The organism is Algibacter sp. AS12, assembly GCF_046736315.1.
In the GTDB taxonomy this organism is placed as follows: domain Bacteria; phylum Bacteroidota; class Bacteroidia; order Flavobacteriales; family Flavobacteriaceae; genus Algibacter_B; species Algibacter_B amylolyticus.
Genome location: NZ_CP151841.1, coordinates 1,021,611 through 1,046,188, shown reverse-complemented (window position 1 = coordinate 1,046,188; position 24,578 = coordinate 1,021,611). Strand labels below are relative to the sequence as shown.

The window sequence follows — 24,578 nt, the reverse complement described above, 5'->3', positions numbered from 1 at the left end:
TATAGAATAAGTTATACAAAATAATAAAATGAAAAAATTAGTAATAGCATATAGTGGAGGTTTAGATACATCGTATTGCGCAGTAAGTTTATCAAAAGAGTATGATGTGCATGCCGTAAGTGTAAATACTGGTGGTTTTACAACTGAAGAAATTAAGCATATTGAAAGTAACGCTTATAAAATGGGCGTTTCAACTTATAAAAATATTGATGCCGTAGCTACATTTTACCAAAAAGTAGTAAAGTATTTAATTTTTGGAAACGTATTAAAAAACGGTACCTACCCACTTTCTGTTAGTGCAGAACGAATTATTCAAGCTATAGAAATTATTGAATATGCTAAAAGTATTGATGCCGAATATATTGCTCATGGTAGTACAGGAGCCGGAAACGATCAAGTACGTTTCGATATGATTTTTCAAACCTTAGCGCCAAACATTCAAATTATTACACCAATTAGAGACCAAAAATTAACAAGACAAGAGGAGATAGATTATTTAAAATCTGAAGGTATTGATATGCCTTGGGAAAAATCTAAATACTCGGTTAATAAAGGACTTTGGGGAACTAGTGTTGGCGGTGTAGAGACTTTAAAGTCTGAAAAACCTTTACCAAGCGAGGCTTACCCATCGCAATTAGAAAAAGAAGGTGAAGAAAAAGTAACGCTAACCTTTAAAAACGGTGAGTTTGTAGCGCTAAACGGCGAAGAAAATGCTCCGGAAGTTAATATAGAAAACCTAAATAATATAGCTTCGGCTTACGCTATTGGTAGAGATATTCATGTTGGCGATACTATTGTTGGTACTAAAGGGCGTGTTGGTTTTGAAGCTGCCGCTGCTTTAATAACTGTAAAAGCACACCACTTGTTAGAGAAGCATACCTTAACAAAATGGCAATTACAGCACAAAGATTATCTGTCTAGTTTTTACGGTATGCATTTGCATGAAGGTCAATATTTAGATCCTGTAATGCGCGATACAGAAGCCTTTTTACAAAGTTCGCAAAAAATGGTTTCTGGTAATGTTGTAGTGACTTTAAAACCTTACCACTTTTCTTTAGATGGTATTGTTTCAGATCATGATTTAATGTCTAGCAAGTTTAGTACTTATGGCGAAGAAAATAAAGCGTGGACTGCAGAGGATGCAAAAGGATTCATCAAAATTATTGGGAATCAAAATAAAATTTACAGACAAGTAAACTCATAAAACCTTGTAGGTCTCAAAAGAGAAATAAATTTCCAAAAAGACCGTCAGTTTTTTTAAGCGTTTAGGTCTAAAAGAAGTATAAAAAATGAAAAAAATTAAAGCAGGAATTATTGGTGGTGCTGGTTATACAGCAGGTGAGTTAATTAGGTTGCTAATTAACCACCCAGAAACCGAAATTGATTTTGTGTTTAGTACAAGTAACGCTGGCAATAAGATTAGTAAGATACATCAGGATTTAGTTGGGACTTTAGATTTAAAATTTACAGCTACCGTAAACCCAAATGTTGATGTTTTGTTTTTATGCTTAGGTCATGGAAATTCTGTTAAGTTTTTAGAGGCTAATACGTTTTCCGATGACACAAAAATTATTGATTTAGGTAACGATTTTAGGTTAGAAGCCGATAAGGTTTTTAATGGAAAAACATTTGTTTATGGCTTACCAGAGTTAAATAAAGATGCAATTGTAAGTGCTAATTATATTGCAAATCCAGGGTGTTTTGCTACGGCTATTCAATTAGGTTTGTTGCCATTGGCAGATGCTGGTTTACTTGGTAACGATGTGCATATTAATGCTGTTACAGGTGCTACGGGTGCTGGAACGTCATTATCTGCAACTACACATTATACGTGGCGAGATAATAACTTTTCGTATTACAAGCCGTTTACGCATCAGCATTTAGGAGAAATAAACCAATCGGTTAATCAATTGCAATCTAGCTTTAATTCCGAAATTATTTTTATGCCAAATAGAGGTAATTTTTCTAGAGGTATTTTTGCTACTATTTATACCGATTACGAAGGTACAGTAGAGGATGCAAAAGCGTTATACGAAGCATTTTATGCAGATGCTAAATTTACCTTTGTAGCTGATGATTTTTTACACATGAAACAAGTTGTAAACACCAATAAATGTTTGGTGCATGTACATAAACACAACGGGAAATTATTAATTACTAGTGTAATTGATAACTTATTAAAAGGTGCTGCTGGACAAGCAGTACAGAACATGAATTTAATGTTTGGATTAGAAGAAGCTTTAGGTTTAGGTTTAAAGGCAACTTATTTTTAGGGAGTTGATTTAGATTCAGTAAAAGGAAGAATAGAGTAAAAGTTTGCGTTAATGCCTACGAGGTTTTTCTGCGTTAGGGATTGCAGTGGAAAGCCCATAGCCCGACGAAGGAGGTGCGAGGACTTGCAGCGTAAAGCCCGACCCTTGTGGTAACGCCATTATAAATTAAATAGATTCCCTTATTGAAGGGTGCGATAAAAGAGTTAATATGAAAGTAGCAATTATAGGAGCAGGAAGTTTAGGACAGTCTATTGCAAAAGGATTGGTGACGACAAATGCTTTAACAACGTTGTATTTAACCAAGAGAAATATAAGCTCTATTAAAGGGTTTGAGGAGTTTGATAATGTCGAGCTTACTTCGGATAATGCTTTAGCTGTTAAAACTGCCGATATTTTAATTTTTGCGGTTCAACCGCGTCATTTTGAGGCTATTTTAAAGGATTTAAAACCGTTACTTAATAAAAATCATGTTATTATTTCGGTTATAACTGGTTTTGCAATTTCAAGAATTGAAGATATTGTAGGTAAAGATCGTTTTGTTGTTCGCGCTATGCCAAATACGGCGGCTTCTGTGGGGCAATCTATGACCTGTATTTCGGTAAATGAGATGGCTAAGGCTAAAGTAGAATTAGCAAAAACTATTTTTGATTGTATGGGGCGATCTATGATAATTCCGGAGGAACAATTACAGGCAGCTACAGTAATTTGTGCTAGCGGAATAGCCTTCTGGATGCGTTTAATTCGTGCTACAACTCAAGGCGCTATTCAGTTAGGGTTTGAGGCTCATGAAGCACATGAATTGGCTATGCAAACCTGTTTTGGTGCGGCTACTTTATTAAAAGAATCTGGCAAACACCCAGAGGAAGAAATAGATCGTGTTACAACACCTAGCGGCTGTACTATTGAAGGCTTAAACGAAATGGAACACCAAGGTTTAAGCTCGTCGCTTATTAAAGGAATTAACGCATCGTTTGAAAAAATAAACCAAATAAAAACCAAATAAAATGCCACTATTTAATGTTTACCCGTTATATGATGTAACACCTGTTTCAGGAAAAGGTGTTTATGTTTACGATGAAAAAGGCACAGAGTATTTAGATCTTTACGGAGGTCATGCTGTAATTTCTATTGGACATGCGCATACAGATTATGTGGATGCTGTAGCATCGCAAGTTGCTAAATTAGGGTTTTACTCTAATGCAGTGCAAAATCCATTACAGGTAGAGCTAGCCGATAAATTAGAAGTCCTTTCTGGCTGTAAAGACTATGAGTTGTTTTTATGTAATTCTGGTGCCGAGGCTAACGAGAATGCCTTAAAATTGGCATCGTTTAAAACGGGGAAATCTCGTGTGGTTGCTTTTAAAAATGGTTTTCATGGTCGTACGTCGGCTGCTGTAGCGGCAACCGATAACCCAAATATTATTGCGCCAATTAATGCCCAACAAAAAGTAACTATTCTTGAGTTAAACGATATTGAAGGTGTAAAATCGGAACTAGAAAAAGGTGATGTTTGTGCGGTTATTGTTGAGTTTATTCAAGGTGTAGGTGGTTTGGATGAAGGTTCTGCCGAGTTTTTTGAATCTGTTGATGCACTTTGTAAAGCAAATAACACCATGTTTATTGCCGATGAGGTACAGTCGGGTTACGGACGCTCGGGCAAGTTTTTTGCTTTTCAGCATTATAATGTAATGCCAGATGTTATTTCGATGGCAAAAGGTATGGGTAATGGTTTTCCTATTGGAGGGATTTTAATTCACCCAAATATCGAAGCTAAATTTGGCATGTTAGGCACTACCTTTGGAGGTAACCATTTAGCTTGCGCAGCTGGTTTATCGGTTTTAAACGTTATTGAAGAGCATAAGTTAATAGATAATGTAAATGAGATGTCGTGCTATTTCATGAAATTAGCCAAAACCATTCCGCAAATAAAAAATATAAAAGGAAGAGGGTTAATGCTAGGATTAGAATTCGATTTTGAAGTTGGAGAACTTAGAAAGAATTTAATTTATAAGCACCATATTTTTACTGGTGGAGCCGCAAATAAAAAATTATTGAGAATATTACCTCCGTTAACTTTGAGAAGAGATCATATTAATATGTTTTTTGAAGCGTTGGTTGAAGCGTTGGTTGAGGTTGAAGAAGCTGTAAACGTAAGCTAGAAAAATGAAAAACATTTTTATTCTAATCATATTGTTTTATTCTTTAGGTGCGAAAGCACAATTTGGATTATCAAAAGGGGAACTTTATGAAAAAGCTATTGTTTATTTTACAGATGGTACTTCAGAAAAAGGTTTAATAAAGAGAAGGTCATTTGGAGGAATTAAGTTTAGGGAAAATTTAGATTCTAAACCTGAGACTTACGACTCGAGTAATGTAACTGGTTATGATGATTTAAATACAAATGAGAAATATCGTTATAAGACAGTTGGTGATTTCACAATGTTAATGAAGATTGTTCAATTAGGTGAATTAAATTTATTTGTTGTTTATAAGTCCAGTGGTTCAATGCCAATGGGTATGGGAGGTGCAAATACGGGAATGCCAATGATGTCTATGGGTTACGGTGGAAGTAATGTGTACTACATTGAAAAGAATGATAATACCGTTAACATTGGACGAAAAATAAGAAAAAATGAATGGCACTTATTTGAAGATTGTCCCGTTTTACTAGAAAAATTAAAACAAAAAGAGTTAAGTAAAGGAGCTATTGAAGACATCGTTGATTTCTATAATAGCAAATGTAATTAAGTAACTAAAAATGAATAAAACATTAAGCATACATAAACGTAATGCCGTATTAAATTCCATGAAGGAATTGGTTAAAGAACACGCACAAACTATCCTAGATGCTAATAAAATAGATATGGATAGTTATGATGATAGTGATTTGGCTATGAGTGATCGTTTAAAAGTTAACGATGCCAAAATAGAAGGCATGATTGAGTCTTTACGCCAGTTAGCAGAATTAGAAGACCCTGTAGGTGTAGAGCGTTTTAGATTTACACACGATAATGGTATGCAAATTTATAACCGAACAGCATCTTTTGGCACGGTAATGATTATTTATGAATCGCGACCAGATGTTACTATCGAAGCCGGAGGAATTGCCTTTAAATCTGGAAATAAAATTTTATTAAAAGGAGGTAAAGAATCTTTAAATTCTAACTTAGCTATTCTAGATTTATGGCACAAGGCATTACAAGATAACGATGTAAGTACAGAATGGGTAGAGTATTTAAATTATAACCGTACCGAAACACAAGCGTTTTTAGAAAACCCAACGCAAACTTTAGATTTAATAGTGCCACGTGGTGGCGAACGTTTAATCGAGTTTGTAAAGCAAAATGCTAAATGCCCTGTAATTGTTAGCGGACGCGGAAATAACTTCGTGTATGTGCATAAACATGCCGATGTTGCTATGGCTTTGGGTATTATTGTAAATGCCAAAACACAAAAAGTGTCTGGTTGTAATGCCGTTGATAAAGTGTTAATCGATAACGATTTACCTAATAAAGTACAATTTGTTGAAGATTTATTAGAACGTTTAGCAGCATATAATGTTGAAGTTTTAGGAGATGATTCTTTAGCCAATTATAAAACTGTTAAGCAAATTGAAAACGATGATATTTGGTATAAGGAGTTTTTAGATTATAAGATCGTTATTGGAAGTATACCGCATACCTTAGCGGCTATCGAAATGATTAATAAATACAGTGGAGGTCACTCGGCATCTATAGTAACAAGTGCACAAGGTGCTGCCGAAAATTTTATGGCTAGTGTAGATTGTGGTGCTGTTTATCATAATGCATCAACACGTTTTACTGATGGTTTCGAGTTTGGTTTAGGTGGTGAGTTAGCTATCAGTACCGATAAATTACACCAAAGAGGACCAATTGGTTTACAGCATTTAGTAACTAATAAATGGTATGTTCATGGTAATGGGCAAATACGATAATTAGGTAAATCTTAATGGGTGTTTTAAAATAAGCAGCTGAAGTTTTAAATAATGAAGAAAAAACGCATTTTACTAAAAATTGGCTCTAATACGCTAACTAAAGAAACCAATAATTTATCGCGTGGTAAAATTGAAGATATTGCAAATCAAATACAAAAGCTTCAAGATACCCACGAGTTTATTATTGTAAGTTCTGGCGCTATTGCTGTGGCAAAACAATTTGTAAAGCTAGAAAGTCAGCGTGAGGAAGTTTTTGTAAAACAAGCCTTGGCATCTATTGGACAGCCGCATTTAATAAGAATCTATCAAGAAATTTTTAGAGAATATGGCTTGTTGAGTTCGCAATGTTTATTGTCGTATTCAGATTTTGAAAAGCAAGAAAGTAAAACCAATATTGTTAACACTATTAACGTGTTGGTAAACAATAACTACATTCCTATTATTAATGAAAACGATACCGTTGCCACCGACGAAATTAAATTTGGTGATAACGATAAATTAGGAGCCTTAACGGCATCCCTTTTAAATGTCGATTTATTTATAATTGCTACCAATACAAATGGTATTTATACCAAGGAGTCTATGGAAAATGGAACGCCTAAAACCATAAAAGAAGTTGATGATTTTGATGCTTTAAGAGCTCAAGTTGTAAATTCGAAATCTACGCATGGCAGTGGTGGTATGGAATCTAAAATAGAAGCAGCTACAGTTGCTAAGGCTGCAAATATTGAAACATGGATTGTAAACGGATTAGAGGATGATTTTATGTTAAATGCCATGGAAGATAAGGTGGCGTTTACAAAAATATCCTGTAACGTTTCAAAAACCTTGTAGTGAAAAAATAAAGTTAAATTAAAAAGAGACCCACATAGGCGAGCATAAAATGAAAAATTACACGTCAATAAACGATATAGATAATATCAATACTTGGATTGAAGAAGCCAAAAAACTTAAAGCAAATCCGCTAGAGCATAAAGCATTAGGAAAAAATAAAACATTGGGTTTATTGTTTTTTAATTCTAGCTTACGTACGCGCTTAAGCACTCAAAAAGCAGCTTTAAATTTAGGTATGGATCCTATTGTAATGAATGTTTCTGGCGATGCTTGGGGAATTGAGTTTGGCGATGGTACCATCATGAATGGCAATACAGCCGAACATATTAAAGAAGCTGCAGCCGTAGTATCTCAATACTGCGATATTATTGCAGTAAGAGCATTTCCTACCTTAACAGATAAAGAAAAAGATAATAGTGAGCAGGTTTTAAATGCTTTTAAAAAATATGCCTCAGTGCCTATTGTAAATATGGAAAGTGCCACAGGGCATCCATTACAAGGATTAACCGATGCGATTACCATTTCAGAACATGCTAAGGTTAAAAAGCCTAAAGTGGTTTTAAGCTGGGCGCCACATGTAAAGGCTTTACCTCATGCTGTGGCAAATAGTTTTGCTCAAGCCATGCAAAAAATGGATGTAGAGTTTGTGATTGCTAATCCAGAAGGTTATAATTTAAACCCGGAAATTACTGGAGATACGCCAATTTATCACAATCAAGAAGAAGCTTTTAAAGATGCCGATTTTGTATATACTAAAAACTGGAGCTCGTATCAAGATTACGGAAAAGTAATCAATACCGATCCTAATTGGATGATTACTAAAGCTAAACTTAGCGATGCTAAATTTATGCACTGTTTACCCGTTAGAAGAAATGTAGTCGTTGAAGATGCTGTTTTAGATACCGATAGTTCTTTGGTAATTCAACAAGCAAACAACAGAACCTACGCAGCCCAATTAGTGCTTAAAAAGATATTAGAAGATTCATAGTGTCAAGGAAGTTTTGTGCTTTCTTAAACTTCTAAGAAGTTATAAAATTAATAAACCATACTTTTTTAAAGGCAAAAAGATTTCAAGATATACATGAAAGAAAAACTATCCATAGTAAAAATAGGAGGAAATATTATTGAAGATGAAAACGCTTTAGAGGCATTTTTAAAATTATTTTCCAATTTAGAAGGCAAGAAAATATTGGTTCATGGTGGTGGTAAACGTGCAACACATATCGCTTCTAAGTTAGGTGTTGAGTCTAAAATGGTAAATGGTCGTAGAATTACCGATGCTGAAACTCTTGAGGTTATTACCATGGTTTATGGTGGTTTGGTTAACAAAAATGTGGTAGCAAAACTACAAGCTTTAAATACTAACGCTATTGGATTAACAGGAGCCGATGTTAACAGCATAAAATCAGATAAGCGTCCGGTGAAAGACATCGATTTTGGTTTTGTTGGCGATGTTAAAGCAGTAGCTCATAATTCAATCGATAAATTAATTCAAGCCGATTTCACACCTGTTTTTTGTGCTATAACACACGACGGAAACGGGCAGTTGTTAAATACCAATGCCGATACTATTACCTCGCAAGTAGCAGTAGGTATGAGTGCGTTATACAACACCTCACTCTATTATTGTTTCGAGCTTAATGGTGTTCTAAAAGATATAAACGATAAAAACTCGGTAGTAAAACACATTAACACCAAAACCTATCAAGATTTATTAGCTAAAGGGATTATTGCAGATGGCATGTTACCCAAGTTAGAAAACTGTTTCGATGCTTTACGTGGTGGTGTAAACTCTATAAATATGGGAAATACATCTATGCTAACGCAAGAAAATGATAATTTTACAACCATAACCCTATAATATGCCCATACAAGATTTAACACAAGATGCTATATCGCTATTAAAAAAGCTGATAGAAACACAGTCTTTTTCTTCCGAAGAGGACAAAACAGCATTGCATATTGAAGCTTGGTTTACACGTTATAAAATCGATTATAAACGCACAAAAAATAACGTTTGGGCAGTCAATAAGCATTTTAATGAAAGCAAACCAACGCTATTGCTAAACTCGCATCACGATACGGTAAAACCAAATTCGGCGTACACCAATAATCCGTTCGAGGCCTTTGTTCAAGACGGCAAATTATATGGCTTAGGAAGTAACGATGCAGGCGGTTGTTTGGTGTCGTTAATAGCAACATTTACCCATTTTTACAATCAGGAAAACCTAAAATATAATTTAGTTATTGTCGCTTCCGCGGAAGAAGAAAGCAGTGGTCCAAACGGGCTAAATAGTATGCTTCCAATAATCCCGAAAGTAGATGTCGCTATAGTTGGCGAACCTACCTTAATGAATTTAGCCGTTGCCGAAAAAGGTTTGGTGGTTTTTGATGCTGTTATTGAAGGTACACCAAGTCATGCAGCACATCCAAACAATAATAACGCCATATATAATAGCATTGATGCGTTACAATGGTTTAAAGATTTTAAGTTCGAAAAAGGTTCTGAAGCTTTAGGTGATGTTAAGCTTACGGTAACACAAATTAATGCAGGATCGCAACATAATGTAGTGCCAGCACACGTTGATTTAGTGATTGATGTTCGTGTAAACGATGCGTATAGCAATGCAGAAATTGCAGATATTTTACAAGAAAAAGCACCTGTAACCAGCATAAAAGCACGTAGTTTGCGTTTAAATTCGTCTAGTATTCCTGTGGAACACGACTTGGTAAAAGCAGGCGTTGCAATGGGACGAAGCACTTACGGGTCGCCAACCTTATCCGATCAAGCGGTATTAACTTGTCCGAGTTTAAAACTAGGACCAGGCGATAGCACACGCTCGCATTCGGCAAACGAATTTATTTACGTAAATGAAATTGAGGAAGGCGTGCAGATATATATTGAATTGTTAGAAAAAGTATTATAAAAAAAAGAATATAGAATTAAGAGACAAGACTTAAAGTAATATTTTAGAAGTCTTTGTTCTAAAAGCGAAGCGGTCTTTTCTCTTTATTCTAAATTTTAAGAATTAAAATTTACTAAAATGAAACTCTGGGATAAAGGCATATCAATCGATAAAAAAATAGAACAATTTACTGTTGGAAACGACCGCGAAATTGATATTCATATTGCAAAATACGATGTTATTGCATCAAAAGCGCATGCCAAAATGCTTCAGAAAATCGGAATTATTTCGGTTGAAGAATTGGTAGAATTATTGGGCGGATTAAAAGTTCTTGAAGAGCAAATTGAAAACGGAACTTTTGTTATCGATGCACAGTTTGAAGATGTACACTCTAAAATTGAGTTCGACCTTACAAAGTCTTTAGGCGAGGTTGGAAAAAAAATCCATACCGCACGTTCTAGAAACGATCAAGTTTTAGTGGCTTGCCATTTATATTATAAAGAGAACTTGAGTATTATTAAAGATAAAACAAAAACACTTTTTGAAACCCTTTTAGGTTTAGCAGATACTTATAAAGACAAGGTTTTACCAGGTTATACGCATTTACAAGTGGCTATGCCATCATCATTTGGGTTGTGGTTTTCGGCTTATGCAGAACTTATGATTGACGATGTGTTTTTATTGGATGCCGCTATAAAAACGGTAGACCAAAACCCTTTAGGATCGGCTGCAGGTTACGGAAGCTCATTTCCTATTGATAGAGAATTAACCACCAAAGAAATGGGGTTTGCAACACTAAAATACAACGTAGTGGCTGCTCAAATGGGACGTGGTAAAAACGAGCGAACTATTGCAGCAGCATTAGGTAGTTTATGTAATACCTTGTCACGTTTTGCTATGGATACGTGTTTGTACATGAGTCAGAATTTTGGCTTTATCTCCTTCCCAGATGAGTTAACAACAGGTAGTAGTATAATGCCACATAAAAAGAATCCGGATGTATTTGAGTTGATTCGTGGTAAGTGTAACAAAATCCAAGCCTTACAAGGTGAAATGGTTTTAATAACCAATAATTTACCAAGTGGATACCACAGAGATTATCAATTGTTAAAGGAAAATATGATTGCTGCCTTTGAAGAATTAAAAGATATACTCGATATTTTTAATTACTCGATTCAGCAAATTATTGTTAAGGATGTTGATGTAAACAGCGATTTATACAAGTACTTATTTACCGTAGATAATATTAATACTTTGGTGGTTGAGGGGCAAAGTTTTAGGGAAGCTTACCAAAAAATAGGCGGACAAGTACAAGATGGTACTTATGTTCCTGATACCTCTAAAAAACATACGCACGCTGGTAGTATCCATAATTTATGCTTAGATAATATTCGAAATAAGTTTCCTAAGTAATTAGGTGGTATTGGACCCTATAAATTTCAAGGATGCAGAACATTAAGATTGATAAATTTGTTTTATCTATTATTGGCGTAATTATATTAGCTTATTTTTTTCCGGAATGGGGCGTAAGCGAAAGCAAAATTCCTATCGATACAATTAGTACGGTAGGAATTTCGCTTATATTCTTTTTTTATGGGCTTAAATTGAGTCCGGCAAAGCTTAAAGCAGGACTTAAAAACTGGAAATTACATCTTTTAGTGCAGAGCGCTACGTTTTTAATTTTCCCTATGTTAGTTTTGGGGTGTCGTCCGTTAATACAAAATGAAATCCAAGAAACTATTTGGTTGGCTTTCTTTTTTTTAGCGGCATTACCGTCTACAGTATCATCGTCTGTGGTTATGGTGTCTATGGCCAAGGGGAATATTCCTGCTGCTATTTTTAACGCGAGTATTTCTGGAATTATAGGTATTGCATTAACTCCACTTTGGATGGGGCTTTTTGTTAATGATGCCCAAACCGATTTCGATTTTACCGCCATTTACATTAAGCTTATTGTGCAAATTATATTACCTGTGGTTTTGGGGTTATTGTTACAACGGTTTTTTGGTGCCTTTGTACAAAAACACAGTGTTAAACTTACTCTTTTTGATAAGTCTATTATCCTGCTTATTATTTATAAGAGTTTTGCTGAATCGTTTACAGAAAATATTTTTAGTTCGGTATCGTTATTAGATTTACTATTTCTTTTTGTTGCTGTATTGCTGTTGTTTTTGTTAGTATTTGTAGTGTTAGGATTTTTATCTAGAAAGATGAATTTTAATAAAGAAGACCAAATAACTGCACAGTTTTGCGGTACCAAGAAATCTTTAGTACATGGTACAGTATTTTCTAAAATTATTTTTGGTAATATGGCTACTATAGGAATCATTTTATTGCCTTTAATGTTGTTTCATGCATCGCAAATACTAATTATTAGTGTTTTGGCAACACGGTTGTCCAAACGGTTAGATTAAACGTAAATATATTTTGAAGGTATAGCACAACACGAATTTGAGCTTAGCAAATACACACTTGCTTATTTTTTATGCCAGAATGTTTGCGGTTACACGCGTTAGGGATTGGAGCATTGTTGAAGCTCTTTTTGTGTTGTTGCACCTATGCAACACAAAAAAGCGACTGCGGAAAGCCCGACCGCATACCCTGAGCATAGACGAAGGGTGGGGTAACGCCAATAAAACACTTTCGTGAAAATTGCAATTTGCGTTTAGAAAAAATAAAGCCTAATTTTCCTAATTAATTTTAAAACCTGTAATTGATGAAGTCTTATACCTGTTTATGTTTTTTGTTTTTAATAGCCTTTAGCACAACGGCCCAAAATGAGATTTTAAATTTATGGGAAAGTATCCCTAACCATAAGCATACCACCGAAAATGAGGCTATAGAAATAAAAGATGTTAAACGTGTTTTTTTGACTAAAACACCAACTATTGAGGTGTTTTTACCATCGGAACGCAGTGCAAATGGTAGTGCTGTCCTTATTTGTCCAGGTGGTGGATACCGCTATTTGGTGTACGATTGGGAAGGTACAGATGTTGCAAAATGGCTAAATAGTAAAGGGATTGCGGCTTTTGTTTTAAAAAGCAGATTACCACTTTCAAAATCATTAATTACGCCGCATGAGGCGCCTTTACAGGATGCGCAGCGCGCAATACGGTTACTTAGGGCGAATGCCGAAAAGTGGCATATAAACCCAAATAAAATAGGGGTTATTGGGTTTTCGGCAGGCGGACATTTAGCATCTACTTTAGGAACTCAATTTGATGCTCCAAATACCTTTAAGGAACAACCTTTGGATACCATATCGGCTAGACCAGATTTTGTGGCTTTAATTTATCCGGTCGTTACCATGCAGGATGATTTTACACATAAGGGGTCGCAAACTAATTTATTAGGCGCAAATGCGGATGATGCTTTAAAAGCAAGATACTCCAATGAATTGCAGGTTACCAAAAATACACCACCTACGTTTTTAGTGCATTCTGGTGATGATGCTTCGGTGCCTGTGGAAAATAGTTTAAACTTATATAAGGCTCTAAAAAACCATGATGTAAAAGCTGAAATGCATATTTATCCTTATGGAGGTCATGGTTTTGGTTTAGCTATTGGACAAGGGTATTTACAATCGTGGACTGATAGGTTTTGCGATTGGATGACGCAGCTGTAGGCTATTTTAATTTACAAACGAGGTCGGAAATTATGATATTAAAAAAAGCGCATTGGTTAGATGCGCTTTTTACGTTTTAGGATTTTCCGGCCAAATGTTTAGTTTAATTTACTTTTTGGTGACTAACTCAAAAAATTAAATGATGGTGGATTGTCCTAAATGGATGTTAGTAAAGTTTAGATTTGTTTCGTCTGGATTTTGTATAAAATCCTCTATAAAATCGCCCACTTTTGTGGTGCTTATATTATCGTATTTGTTATTTAAATCTGGTGTTGTAATGTGTAATTTTAATGATTTGTCTACACCTTCTCGCACTATAGCCGCTTCTTCGTCTAAACCGAAATGATCTAGCAACATAGCTGCCGATAGTATTGAGGCAATTGGGTTTGCAATACCTCTGTTTGCTGCTTTGGTATATGCGCCGTGAATAGGTTCAAACATAGCGTGTTTATCGCCAATAGATGCCGATGCTAATAAACCAATAGAGCCTACAATTACACTAGCCTCTTCCGATAGGATATCGCCAAACATGTTTTCGGTTAGGATAACATCAAACTGTCTAGGTTTAATAATAAGCTCCATAGCTGCATTATCAATGTAAGTGTAATTAACTCGAACATCTGGATATTGCGGTGCAATTTCTTTAACTATTCTGCGCCAAAGACGAGAGGTTTCTAAAACATTAGCTTTATCTACTAAAGTTAATTTGCGTTTTCTAGACTGTGCTGCTTTAAATGCTGAATGCGTAACACGCTCAATTTCGAAACGCTCGTATTTACAAATATCGGTAGCTGTATTTCCGTCGTCACTTAAGTGTCGGTCTCCAAAATAAATACCACTAGTTAACTCGCGGTAAATAAGAATATTGGTGTCCTTTATTTGCTTTGTTTTTAAAGATGATTTACTAAGTAAATCGTCGTAAGCAATAACAGGGCGTATGTTGGTGTGTAATCCTAACTCTTTTCTAATACCTAATAAGCCTTGTTCTGGACGAATTTTAGCATCAGGGTCGTCGTCATACTTTGTGTTTCCAATGGCACCAAATAAAACAGCATCTGCATTTTTACAAATGTTAATAGTGTCTTCTGGTAACGGATTACCAGTTTTATCTATAGCACAGGCGCCAACTAAAGCATTTTGAAATGTAAATACGTGGTTAAACTCCATAGCAACAACTTTCAAAACCTTTACGGCTTGAGCAGTTACTTCTGGACCTATACCATCACCTGGTAAAACGGCAATATTTAATTTCATTAATTAAGCTTTTTATTAATATGAATTACGCTTTGATTCTGTTATTTATGCCGAAATAATTTCTTTATATACTTTACTGTTTTCTATTATTATATGGATATCTTTATCGTCCACTTCCTTTTTCTTATCGGCAAAATCTAAGAAATTAGTATAGATTTCATCCAATTGAAGTTTAGTTAATTCGTATCCAACGTTTTTTGCTCGGTAAGCTAGTGCAGCTCTACCGCTACGTGCTGTTAATACAATAGCAGATTCTGTTACTCCAACATCTTTTGGATCCATGATCTCGTAAGTTTCACGGTTTTTAATCACACCATCTTGGTGAATTCCAGAACTATGTGCAAAAGCATTAGCGCCAACAATAGCTTTGTTTGGTTGCGTGTAAATACCCATATTGTCTGAAACTAATTGGCTAATACCGTAAAGCATTTCGGTATTAATTCCTGTATCTAGATTCAAGTAAGGGTGTTGTTTTAAAATCATTACAACTTCCTCTAAAGCTGTATTTCCTGCGCGTTCTCCAATACCGTTTATAGTACATTCAATTTGGCGTGCACCGTTAATAACACCTTCAATAGAGTTTGCTGTAGCTAAGCCTAAATCGTTATGGCAATGACAAGATAAAATAGCCTTGTCAATACCTCGTACATTTTCTTTTAGGTATTTTATTTTTGCTCCATATTCGCTAGGTAAACAATAGCCTGTAGTATCAGGAATATTTAAAACGGTTGCTCCGGCTTTAATAACAGCTTCGCAAACACGTGCTAAATACTCGTTATCGGTTCTACCAGCATCTTCAGCATAAAACTCAACATCTTCAACAAACGTTTTTGCATAACTAACGGCTTTTACAGCACGTTCAATAATCGCATCTTGGTTCGATTTAAATTTGAATTTAATATGAGAATCAGATGTTCCAATACCTGTATGTATTCTTGGGCGTTTAGCATACTTTAATGCTTCGCCAGCAACTTTTATATCATTCTCTACAGATCGGGTTAAACCGCAAACTGTAGCGTATTTTATTATTTTTGAAATTTCTTCAACCGATTTAAAATCTCCAGGACTAGATACTGGAAAACCAGCTTCAATAACGTCTACTCCTAATAAATCGAGCTGTTCTGCAATAACTAGTTTTTGGTCAGTGTTTAGTTTACAACCCGGGACTTGCTCGCCGTCTCTTAGTGTAGTATCAAAAATTTGGACTTTATTATCAGACATTTATTAAAATATATTTTCGTATTGTTACACGAATTTATATTTTGGTTTTCTAAATACAGAACTTCATATATAATTATTACGATGTTTAACTATGTTTATATTAGTTTAAACATCTATAAATCAAGTGTTTAATACTGTTTTTATGACTATGACGAAAGAGCAAAAAGATAATTTATTTGTATTGATTAAATCGTTGTCTAAATCCGAAAAAAGACAATTCAAGCTTTATGTTGGGAGACTAGGCGTTAATGAGGAGTCAAAGTTTTTAAAACTCTTTAATATTCTTGATAAAATTAATGTGTATGATGAGGCGGCTATTCTAAAAAAAGGCATTGTTAAAAAACAGCAGTTATCTAATTTAAAGGCGCATTTATACAAACAGATTTTAATTAGTTTAAGGTTAAATCCATCGCATCAAGATATTCGTATTCAAATTCGCGAACAATTAGATTTTGCAACTATTTTATATCATAAAGGACTTTACAAACAAAGTTTAAAGATTTTAGATAAAGCAAAAAATTTAGCCATTTTAAATGAAGAAAAAAACGCGGCCTACGAAATTGTCGATCTAGAAAAAGTTATCGAATCTCAATACATTACACGAAGTATTAGTAGTCGTGCAGACGAGCTTACCGTGCAAGCCAAAGAGCTGAGTATGCAAAATGTATTGGCTAGTAAACTATCTAATTTGTCGCTGCAATTATATGGTTTGTTTTTAAAAATGGGCTACATTAAAAATGATGAAGACTATCAAATAATAACAAAATATTTTAACGATAGGCTTCCCAAATACGACATAAATAAATTAGGTTTTAGAGAAAAGCTGTGGCTTTACAAATCGTATTTATGGTATAGTTTTTTAACGGTCGATTTTTTGTCCTGTTATAAATATGCCTCAAAATGGGTCGATCTGTTTTACGATAATAAAGATATGATTGCCCTAAATCCTGTCTTTTTTCTAAAAGGAAATAATTACTTATTAGAATCTTTATTTTACCTAAACAAACACGAAAAATTCAAATTCTCATTATTAAAGTTAGAAGCACTAACTAAGGAAAAATGGTTTCCAACAGACGATAATATTGAGGGTTTAGCCTTTTTGTATATTTACAATAATAAATTTAATCTGCACTTCATAGAAGGTAGTTTTGAAGCCGGTTTGCCACTTGTAGAGGAGGTTTTAGAGCGCTTAAAAAACTATAAAAACCGTATAGATGAGCATCATATTATGGTATTTTACTACAAAATAGCAAGTATGTATTTTGGTGCTGGCGATAATAAAAAATGCATATACTATTTAGAGAAAATTATAAGCAATAAAACCTTGCAAATGCGCGAAGATTTGCTGTGTTTTTCACGAATTTTAAATCTTGTAGCGCATTACGAAGCTGGTTTAGATTATAATTTGGACGTTTTAATAAAAAGCACCTACAAGTTTTTAATTAAAATGGAAGATTTGTACGAAGTGCAAAAGGAATTTATCAAGTTTTTACGTGGTTTGGGCGATATTTATCCGCACGAGGTAAAAGGCGAATTCATCAAACTACACAAAAAACTAAAAACCTACGAAAACGACCCATACCAAAGTCGTTCCTTTTTGTATCTCGATATAATTTCGTGGTTAGAGTCTAAAATCGAAAACCGTCCTATTGGCGATATCATTCGCGATAAATTTAATAACGCAAGTGCCTAATTTTTTTTGGGCGCAACCCACAAGGGGTCGGGCTTTCACTACTCGCTCTCTCCTAAGGTAGGGGAGCTCAAACAGGCCGTTCAATCCTTTGCGCGGGCGTATTAACTAAAGTAGGTTATAGCAATGTCAACAAGAGGTTTATTTGTTTTAAAATCAAAAAATACTCTTAAAAATTTGGATATTAACGCTACAGGTTCAATCTTTGCACTCACAAAGTTCAAACACGTATTGAAATGTTATCAAGAAAGGTGGAGGGATTAGACCCTTTGAAACCTTAGCAACCCTTTAAACTTATTAAAGAAGGTGCTAAATTCTACTTAAATTGCCAATTCATTTATTGGTATTTGGATAGATAACTCACAAATTACAGTCTGTAATTTCACATCTCTTTTTAACATTTTTCTACTAAATGCACTTTTTACAAGTGAATTTTGACTTTATTAAACTAATAATATAAAAAACTAGAAAAATGAGTGATCTTAAATTAGCAACAAACGCATTACACGCAGGACATGATGTAGCAGCAAACGGAGGAACAAGAGCTGTACCAATATATCAAACATCATCGTATGTTTTCAATAATTCGGACCACGCTGCAAATCTATTTTCATTAAAGGAACTAGGTTTTATTTACACACGATTAAACAACCCTACAAACCAAATTTTACAAGATCGTTTAGCGGCCGTAGAAGGTGGTATTGGCGCTGTAGTTTTTGCATCGGGAACCGCTGCTATTGCAACAGGTTTATTAACCTTGTTGAAAGCAGGCGATCATGTTGTAGCGTCTAGTAGTTTATACGGCGGAACCTATAATTTATTAAATGTTACATTACCAAGATTAGGTATTACAACAACATTTGTAGATGCTTCAAATCCTGATAATTTTAAGGATGCCGTACAAGATAATACAAGAGCCTTTTTTGTAGAGTCTTTAGGAAATCCTAAGTTAGATGTTTTAGATTTAGAGGCTATCGCAGCACACTCTAAAGCAGCCGAAGTACCCTTTATAGTAGATAACACAGTAGCAACACCAGCTTTATTAAACCCAATAAAACATGGTGCCAATATTGTAATACACTCGTTAACGAAATATATTGGCGGACAAGGAACTTCTTTAGGTGGTGCTATTATTGATGCAGGTACTTTTAATTGGGCAAACGGAAAGTTTCCTGAGTTTACAGAGCCATCTGCAGGATACCACGGTTTAGTTTATCATGATGCTTTAGGTGCAGCATCGTATACATTTAAATTAATTCTTGAAGGTTTAAGAGATTTTGGTGGTGCTATGAGTCCAACAAACGCTTTTAATATTATTCAAGGTTTAGAGACTTTACCAGTTAGAATAAAACAACACAGTGCCAATGCTTTAGAGCTTGCAAAATGGTTAGAAGCACAAGAGGAAGTTGCTTGGGTAAACTATCCTGGTTTAGAAAGTAGTAAATACAAAGCATTAGCAGATAAGTATTTACCAAAAGGACAAAGTGGTATTGTAACCTTTGGACATAAAGGTGGTTATGATGCAGCTAAAAAAATAGCAGATAACACAAAATTATTCTCTTTACTGGCTAATATTGGTGATACAAAATCATTAATTATTCACCCAGGAAGTACAACACACCAACAATTGGATGAGGCACAACAAGCTTCGGCAGGGGTGTCAGGAGATTTAATTAGACTATCCGTTGGTATTGAAGATATCGAAGATTTAAAAGCTGATATATTAGAAGCTTTTAAAACGGTATAAATAACAGAGTTCTCAGGTCCTTCAGGGTTTTTTAAAACATGAAGGACTTTGACTATAAAAAAAAGTAATTTAGTTTATCCTGCGAGGTTTTTAAAACCTTGTAGGTATTTAATAAAAATAAAGAACTAAAATGGACCTACAGGATTTTAAAAACCTCGCAGGTCTAAAACATAACAGTAAGTATTTCTCCCCTTTGGGGAGGTTAGCAGGGGCTTCTATATGAAACACGAATTACAACATATTGATATAACAAACTTTACTACCGAAAGTGGTGTGCTTAACCAAAATATTAAGTTAAGTTATCAGGTTTTTGGAAAGCCTTTGGGTAGTGCGCCTATTGTTTTGGTAAATCATGCCTTAACTGGAAATAGCGATGTGGCTGGTGATGATGGCTGGTGGCGCGATTTGGTTGGCGATGATAAGGTTATTGATACGAAGCTTTATACGGTTTTGTCGTTTAATATTCCCGGAAATGGTTTTGATGGTTTTGTTATTGATAACTACAAGGATTTTGTGGCTCGAGATATGGCCAATATATTTTTAACAGGACTTAAGGAGTTAAATACAGGGAAAGTATTTGCAACTATTGGCGGATCGTTAGGTGGTGGAATTGCATGGGAAATGGCAGTTATAAAACCTGATTTTACCGATCATTTAGTGGTAGTTGCTACCGATTGGAAATCGACCGATTGGTTAATTGCAAATTGTCAAATACAGGAGCAATTCTTGTTAAATTCTAAGCACCCGGTGCACGATGCGAGAATGCATGCTATGTTATGTTACCGCACGCCAGAGTCTTTTAAGGAGCGTTTCCATCGTTCTAAAAATGACGAATTAGAGATTTTTAATGTGGAGAGTTGGTTATTGCATCATGGTAATAAATTACAAGAGCGTTTTCAGTTGTCGGCTTATAAATTAATGAATCAGTTGTTAAGGTCGATTGATGTTACGAAAGGGCGTTCAAGTAATTTTAATGTACTTGAAAATATTGAAGCCAAAATACATATTGTTGGTGTGGATTCGGATTTGTTTTTTACTGCTGAAGAAAACCGCGAAACGCACAAACAATTAGCATTAACGCATCCTAATGTAACGTATAACGAAATACACTCGGTACACGGGCACGACGCGTTTTTAATGGAATATGAGCAGTTAGAAAAAATTATAGAAGGCATTTTTGTGCCACATTCTAAAAGAAAACCTATGAAAGTATTAAAATTTGGAGGAAAATCGTTAGCCAACGGAAAAGGTTTAGAAACGGTGCTTTCAATTATAAAAAATAAAGTGGAAGCCGGCGAACGTATAAGTATTGTGGTTTCGGCAAGAGGTTCGGCTACCGATGATATTGATGCTATTTTAAATAAAGCTTTAAGAGGCGAGCCGTATCTAGACGATTTAAATGCCTTTAAAGCCTACCAAGTAGAACCTTTAAAAAGTATAGATTTTTCGGAAGAATTTTTAGTGCTTGATAAGTTGTTTGAAGGTGTTAGTTTATTACGCGATTATAGCAAAAAGACAAAGGATAATATTTTAGCTCAAGGCGAATTATTATCGGTAAAGCTGATTGCTAGTTTATTAAATAAACAAGGCATTAAAGCAAAGGCTACCGATTCGCGCGAGTTAATAAAAACCGATGAAACCTTTGGTAACGCGCAGCCTTTAGCGAAAATATCTAAAGAGAATACACAAGCCTATTTTGCTCAGAATAAAGATGTGGTTAATGTGGTTACTGGTTTTATAGCCTCTAATTTAAAAAATGAAACAACCACTTTAGGTCGAAACGGAAGTAATTATACAGCAGCTTTAATTGCTAATTTTTTAGATGCCGAAGAGTTACAAAATTACACGCATGTTAGTGGAATTTATACAGCAGACCCTGTTCTAGTGCCAGATGCTAAACAAATTAGAGAACTCTCTTTTAGCGAAGCTAACGAGTTGGCTAATTTTGGGACTTCGGTTTTACATGCTAAAACCATTATCCCGTTAGTTGAAAAAAATATTAATCTGCGTATTTTAAATACGTTTAATTCTGATGATGAAGGGACATTAATTACCGCAAGACCAAGTACTAAGGAAGTAACCTCGTTATCTATTTTAGATAATGTGGCTTTATTGAATTTAGAAGGGCGTGGTTTACTAGGAAAGATTGGTGTAGATGCTAGGATATTTGGAGCTTTAAGTAAATATGGTATTAGTGTTAGTATTGTATCACAAGGATCGTCGGAGCGTGGTATTGGGTTAATTATTGATGCCGACCAAGCTACACAAGCCGTTATTGCTTTAGAGCGTGAGTTTGAAAGTGATTTTTACTCGCAAGATGTTAATAAAATTGATGTTGTGGACGATGTGGCTGTAATTTCAATTATTGGAATTGAATTAAGCTCATTCCACAAGCCATTTAATGCGCTTATAAAAAACCACATTACGCCGTTACTTTTTAATAACACCGTTACTGGAAAGAATGTGAGTTTGGTGGTTAAAAAATCGCAACTACATAAGGCTGTAAATGTTATTCATGGTGAAGTTTTTGGCGTTTCTAAAAAGATTAATATTGCTATTTTTGGTCATGGTGGTGTTGGTGGCGCTTTGATTAACCAGATTTTAAAATCAAAAGGCGATATTGAAAAACGTAAAGGCATTAACTTGAATATTTTTGCTATTGCAAACTCTAAAAAACTATTGCTAGATAAAAATGGAGCGGAAGCCAATTGGGAAAATACTATTGCATCGAGCTCGTTTGAAAGTTCGATAGACGATATTCTTACTTATGCTAATAATCATCATTTAGAGAACTTAATAGCGGTAGATAATACAGCAAGTTCTGCATTTTATAAAAATTATATTCCGCTGGTTAAAGCTGGTTTCGATTTAGTATCGTCCAACAAAATTGCAAACACGATTTCGCACGATTTTTATACGCAATTAAGAACAGAATTAAAAAACAGCAATAAGCAATATTTATACGAAACTACAGTAGGTGCAGGTTTACCTTTAATTGACACCATTAAATTACTGCACGAATCGGGAGAGAATATTACAAGAATTAGAGGTGTGTTTTCTGGAACGTTGAGTTATTTATTCAATAATTTTTCGACTGAAGACAAACCGTTTAGTGAAATTATTCAAGAAACTGTTGATAAAGGGTTTACAGAGCCAGATCCACGTGAGGATTTTTCGGGAAATGATGTGGCTAGAAAGTTATTAATTCTTGCAAGAGAGTTAGATTTGCAAAATGAATTTGAAGATGTTGAGGTGCTAAATTTAATTCCAGAAGCGTATAGAGATATTTCGGTTTCGGAATTTTTATCGCAATTACATGTTCTGGATGAGCAATACCAAAAGATAAAAGACGAGCAAGAGGCAGGACATGTGCTAAGATATGTTGGTGATTTATCGGGCGATTTATCGCAGGATAAAGGCCTATTGGAAGTAAAATTAGTGTCTATTCCAGAAGATAGTACGTTAGGTCATGTAAAAGGAAGTGATGCTATTTTTGAAATATTTACCGAGAGTTACGGTGAGCAACCTATAGTTATACAAGGTGCGGGAGCAGGAGCAGAAGTTACCGCAAGAGGTGTTTTTGGAGATATATTGAGGTTGTCGAAATTAAACTAGTAATATGGATGTCTCGTTTTTTCGAGAATATGCTTTACTGTGAGGTCTTAAAAATCTTGCAAGTATAGGTTAAAATAATAAAATAGACCTACAAGGTTTTGGAAACTTCGCAGGTCGGTTAGTAGATAAAAAGGAAGTTTGCTTTAAAGACAGACTTTGGCAAATAAGTGCATTAGGGATTGTAGCGGCATCCTTTTTTTGTTGCTATAAATGGCAAAAAAAGATATAGCGGAAAGCCCGACCCTTTTGGGTAATGCCATAATAAAAATGATTAAAAAGAATAAAAGTGAGTAAGAAATTTGAAACTTCGGCGATACGAACACAGAGTGAAACGACACAATTTTCGGAGCATTCGGTGCCATTATACTTAACTTCTGGTTTTGTTTTTGACGATTCGGAAGAAATGCGAGCATCGTTTGCCGAAGAGAAACAACGCGATTTATATAGCCGTTATAGCAACCCGAATGTTAATGAATTTGTAGATAAGGTGTGCGCTATGGAAGGTGCCGAGGCTGGTTTTGCTTTTGCTAGCGGAATGGCTGCGGTGTTCTCGACGTTTGCAACGTTGTTAAATGCTGGCGACCATGTGTTGTCTTGTAGTTCGGTTTTTGGTGCTACTCATGGTTTGTTTACAAAATACTTTCCGAAATGGAATATTGAATGTTCGTATTTTAATATAAATGAGGTAGATGCTATTGAAGGTTTAATACAACCAAATACTAAGTTTATTTATGCCGAAACGCCAACAAATCCGGGTGTTGATATTCTTGATTTAGAATTTTTAAGTGCTATTTGTAAAAAGCATAATATATTATTGGTGGTCGATAATTGTTTTGCCACACCGTATTTACAAAACCCAATTAAACTGGGTGCCGATTTAGTAATACATTCGGCTACTAAATTAATGGATGGGCAAGGGCGTGTGCTAGGTGGTATAACGGTTGGTAGTAAAGAACTTATAAGAGAAATATATTTATTTTCTAGACTTACTGGGCCATCGTTAAGTCCGTTTAATGCTTGGGTGTTATCTAAATCGTTAGAAACTCTCGCGCTGCGCGTTGAAAAGCATTGTGATAACGCTATTAAAATTGCTACATTTCTAGAGGCGCACCCTAAGGTAACTTGGGTTAAATATCCTTTTTTAAAGTCGCATCCTAAATACGATATCGCTAAAAAGCAAATGCGTTTGGGGGGTAATATTGTAGCTTTTGAGGTTGAAGGTGGTTTAAAAGGCGGAAAGTCCTTTTTTGATAGTGTAAAAATGTGTTCGCTTTCGGCTAACTTAGGCGATACTAGAACTATTGTAACGCATCCGGCAAGTACAACGCATGCTAAGGTTGAGCCAGAAGTTAAAAAAGCTGCTAGTATTACAGATGGTATGGTGCGAATTTCGGTTGGTTTGGAGCATGTTGATGATATTATTCAGGATTTAGAGCAGGCTTTGGGTAAATAATTCTT

At 35.0% G+C, this 24,578-nt stretch carries 19 protein-coding genes and 1 riboswitch; of the genes, 17 read left to right on the top strand and 2 right to left on the bottom strand.

The features are described 5' to 3' along the window. Positions 1-28 precede the first annotated feature (28 nt). The 13 genes from AAFN75_RS04600 (at position 29) to AAFN75_RS04540 (ending at position 13,593) form a co-directional block, all read left to right on the top strand. Complete coding sequence (locus AAFN75_RS04600) at positions 29-1,204, top strand: argininosuccinate synthase (RefSeq protein WP_411808440.1); 1,176 nt, start codon at positions 29-31, stop codon at positions 1,202-1,204. A gap of 85 nt (positions 1,205-1,289) precedes the next feature. Next, entirely contained in the window at positions 1,290-2,273 is a 984-nt protein-coding gene (argC, locus tag AAFN75_RS04595; RefSeq protein WP_411808439.1) for an N-acetyl-gamma-glutamyl-phosphate reductase, read from the top strand. A 208-nt stretch (positions 2,274-2,481) separates the two neighbouring features. Then, positions 2,482-3,276: a pyrroline-5-carboxylate reductase gene (gene proC, locus AAFN75_RS04590; RefSeq protein ID WP_411808438.1), complete on the top strand. Its 795-nt coding sequence runs from the start codon at positions 2,482-2,484 to the stop codon at positions 3,274-3,276. 1 nt (position 3,277) lies between these two features. Then, positions 3,278-4,432, top strand: a complete 1,155-nt coding sequence (locus tag AAFN75_RS04585) for an aspartate aminotransferase family protein (RefSeq protein ID WP_411808437.1) — start codon at positions 3,278-3,280, stop codon at positions 4,430-4,432. Positions 4,433-4,436: 4 nt separating this feature from the next. Next, positions 4,437-5,021 (top strand): hypothetical protein, encoded by a 585-nt coding sequence (locus AAFN75_RS04580; RefSeq protein ID WP_411808436.1) that lies wholly within the window; start codon positions 4,437-4,439, stop codon positions 5,019-5,021. A gap of 10 nt (positions 5,022-5,031) precedes the next feature. Further along, on the top strand, positions 5,032-6,228 hold the full coding sequence (locus AAFN75_RS04575) for a glutamate-5-semialdehyde dehydrogenase (protein ID WP_411808435.1): 1,197 nt from the start codon (positions 5,032-5,034) through the stop codon (positions 6,226-6,228). Between the two features lie 51 nt (positions 6,229-6,279). After that, entirely contained in the window at positions 6,280-7,062 is a 783-nt protein-coding gene (gene proB, locus AAFN75_RS04570) for a glutamate 5-kinase (protein WP_411808434.1), read from the top strand. Positions 7,063-7,111: 49 nt separating this feature from the next. Beyond that, positions 7,112-8,050: an N-acetylornithine carbamoyltransferase gene (locus AAFN75_RS04565; RefSeq protein ID WP_411808433.1), complete on the top strand. Its 939-nt coding sequence runs from the start codon at positions 7,112-7,114 to the stop codon at positions 8,048-8,050. 93 nt (positions 8,051-8,143) lie between these two features. Then, positions 8,144-8,923 (top strand): acetylglutamate kinase, encoded by a 780-nt coding sequence (gene argB, locus AAFN75_RS04560; protein ID WP_411808432.1) that lies wholly within the window; start codon positions 8,144-8,146, stop codon positions 8,921-8,923. 1 nt (position 8,924) lies between these two features. Then, positions 8,925-9,989 (top strand): M20 family metallo-hydrolase, encoded by a 1,065-nt coding sequence (locus AAFN75_RS04555; RefSeq protein ID WP_411808431.1) that lies wholly within the window; start codon positions 8,925-8,927, stop codon positions 9,987-9,989. A gap of 117 nt (positions 9,990-10,106) precedes the next feature. Further along, positions 10,107-11,381, top strand: a complete 1,275-nt coding sequence (argH, locus tag AAFN75_RS04550) for an argininosuccinate lyase (protein WP_411808430.1) — start codon at positions 10,107-10,109, stop codon at positions 11,379-11,381. A gap of 32 nt (positions 11,382-11,413) precedes the next feature. Next, entirely contained in the window at positions 11,414-12,382 is a 969-nt protein-coding gene (locus AAFN75_RS04545; RefSeq protein ID WP_411808429.1) for a bile acid:sodium symporter family protein, read from the top strand. A 302-nt stretch (positions 12,383-12,684) separates the two neighbouring features. Next, on the top strand, positions 12,685-13,593 hold the full coding sequence (locus AAFN75_RS04540) for an alpha/beta hydrolase (RefSeq protein WP_411808428.1): 909 nt from the start codon (positions 12,685-12,687) through the stop codon (positions 13,591-13,593). Between the two features lie 135 nt (positions 13,594-13,728). Here the strand turns inward: AAFN75_RS04540 and leuB are convergent, their stop codons facing one another. Continuing rightward, positions 13,729-14,847, bottom strand: a complete 1,119-nt coding sequence (gene leuB / locus AAFN75_RS04535) for a 3-isopropylmalate dehydrogenase (RefSeq protein WP_411808427.1) — start codon at positions 14,845-14,847, stop codon at positions 13,729-13,731. A 45-nt stretch (positions 14,848-14,892) separates the two neighbouring features. Continuing rightward, positions 14,893-16,068, bottom strand: a complete 1,176-nt coding sequence (locus AAFN75_RS04530; RefSeq protein WP_144115760.1) for a 2-isopropylmalate synthase — start codon at positions 16,066-16,068, stop codon at positions 14,893-14,895. A gap of 148 nt (positions 16,069-16,216) precedes the next feature. Here AAFN75_RS04530 and AAFN75_RS04525 point away from each other — a divergent pair, with 148 nt between their 5' ends. The 4 genes from AAFN75_RS04525 (at position 16,217) to AAFN75_RS04510 (ending at position 24,573) form a co-directional block, all read left to right on the top strand. Then, positions 16,217-17,761, top strand: a complete 1,545-nt coding sequence (locus tag AAFN75_RS04525) for a hypothetical protein (protein WP_411808426.1) — start codon at positions 16,217-16,219, stop codon at positions 17,759-17,761. Between the two features lie 233 nt (positions 17,762-17,994). Beyond that, a riboswitch (SAM riboswitch) is annotated at positions 17,995-18,120 on the top strand. Positions 18,121-18,230: 110 nt separating this feature from the next. Beyond that, a complete protein-coding gene (locus AAFN75_RS04520) occupies positions 18,231-19,505 on the top strand; it encodes an O-acetylhomoserine aminocarboxypropyltransferase/cysteine synthase family protein (RefSeq protein ID WP_411808425.1) in 1,275 nt (424 codons plus the stop codon). A gap of 219 nt (positions 19,506-19,724) precedes the next feature. Next, on the top strand, positions 19,725-23,120 hold the full coding sequence (gene thrA / locus AAFN75_RS04515) for a bifunctional aspartate kinase/homoserine dehydrogenase I (RefSeq protein WP_411808424.1): 3,396 nt from the start codon (positions 19,725-19,727) through the stop codon (positions 23,118-23,120). A gap of 280 nt (positions 23,121-23,400) precedes the next feature. Further along, positions 23,401-24,573: a trans-sulfuration enzyme family protein gene (locus AAFN75_RS04510; RefSeq protein ID WP_411809270.1), complete on the top strand. Its 1,173-nt coding sequence runs from the start codon at positions 23,401-23,403 to the stop codon at positions 24,571-24,573. The last annotated feature ends 5 nt before the right edge of the window (positions 24,574-24,578 follow it).

Coding starts and splice junctions, on each gene's coding strand:
- AAFN75_RS04600 (WP_411808440.1), top strand. CDS start 29: ATGAAAAAATTAGTAATAGCATATAGTGGAGGTTTAGATACATCGTAT.
- argC (WP_411808439.1), top strand. CDS start 1,290: ATGAAAAAAATTAAAGCAGGAATTATTGGTGGTGCTGGTTATACAGCA.
- proC (WP_411808438.1), top strand. CDS start 2,482: ATGAAAGTAGCAATTATAGGAGCAGGAAGTTTAGGACAGTCTATTGCA.
- AAFN75_RS04585 (WP_411808437.1), top strand. CDS start 3,278: ATGCCACTATTTAATGTTTACCCGTTATATGATGTAACACCTGTTTCA.
- AAFN75_RS04580 (WP_411808436.1), top strand. CDS start 4,437: ATGAAAAACATTTTTATTCTAATCATATTGTTTTATTCTTTAGGTGCG.
- AAFN75_RS04575 (WP_411808435.1), top strand. CDS start 5,032: ATGAATAAAACATTAAGCATACATAAACGTAATGCCGTATTAAATTCC.
- proB (WP_411808434.1), top strand. CDS start 6,280: ATGAAGAAAAAACGCATTTTACTAAAAATTGGCTCTAATACGCTAACT.
- AAFN75_RS04565 (WP_411808433.1), top strand. CDS start 7,112: ATGAAAAATTACACGTCAATAAACGATATAGATAATATCAATACTTGG.
- argB (WP_411808432.1), top strand. CDS start 8,144: ATGAAAGAAAAACTATCCATAGTAAAAATAGGAGGAAATATTATTGAA.
- AAFN75_RS04555 (WP_411808431.1), top strand. CDS start 8,925: ATGCCCATACAAGATTTAACACAAGATGCTATATCGCTATTAAAAAAG.
- argH (WP_411808430.1), top strand. CDS start 10,107: ATGAAACTCTGGGATAAAGGCATATCAATCGATAAAAAAATAGAACAA.
- AAFN75_RS04545 (WP_411808429.1), top strand. CDS start 11,414: ATGCAGAACATTAAGATTGATAAATTTGTTTTATCTATTATTGGCGTA.
- AAFN75_RS04540 (WP_411808428.1), top strand. CDS start 12,685: ATGAAGTCTTATACCTGTTTATGTTTTTTGTTTTTAATAGCCTTTAGC.
- leuB (WP_411808427.1), bottom strand. CDS start 14,847: ATGAAATTAAATATTGCCGTTTTACCAGGTGATGGTATAGGTCCAGAA.
- AAFN75_RS04530 (WP_144115760.1), bottom strand. CDS start 16,068: ATGTCTGATAATAAAGTCCAAATTTTTGATACTACACTAAGAGACGGC.
- AAFN75_RS04525 (WP_411808426.1), top strand. CDS start 16,217: ATGACGAAAGAGCAAAAAGATAATTTATTTGTATTGATTAAATCGTTG.
- AAFN75_RS04520 (WP_411808425.1), top strand. CDS start 18,231: ATGAGTGATCTTAAATTAGCAACAAACGCATTACACGCAGGACATGAT.
- thrA (WP_411808424.1), top strand. CDS start 19,725: ATGAAACACGAATTACAACATATTGATATAACAAACTTTACTACCGAA.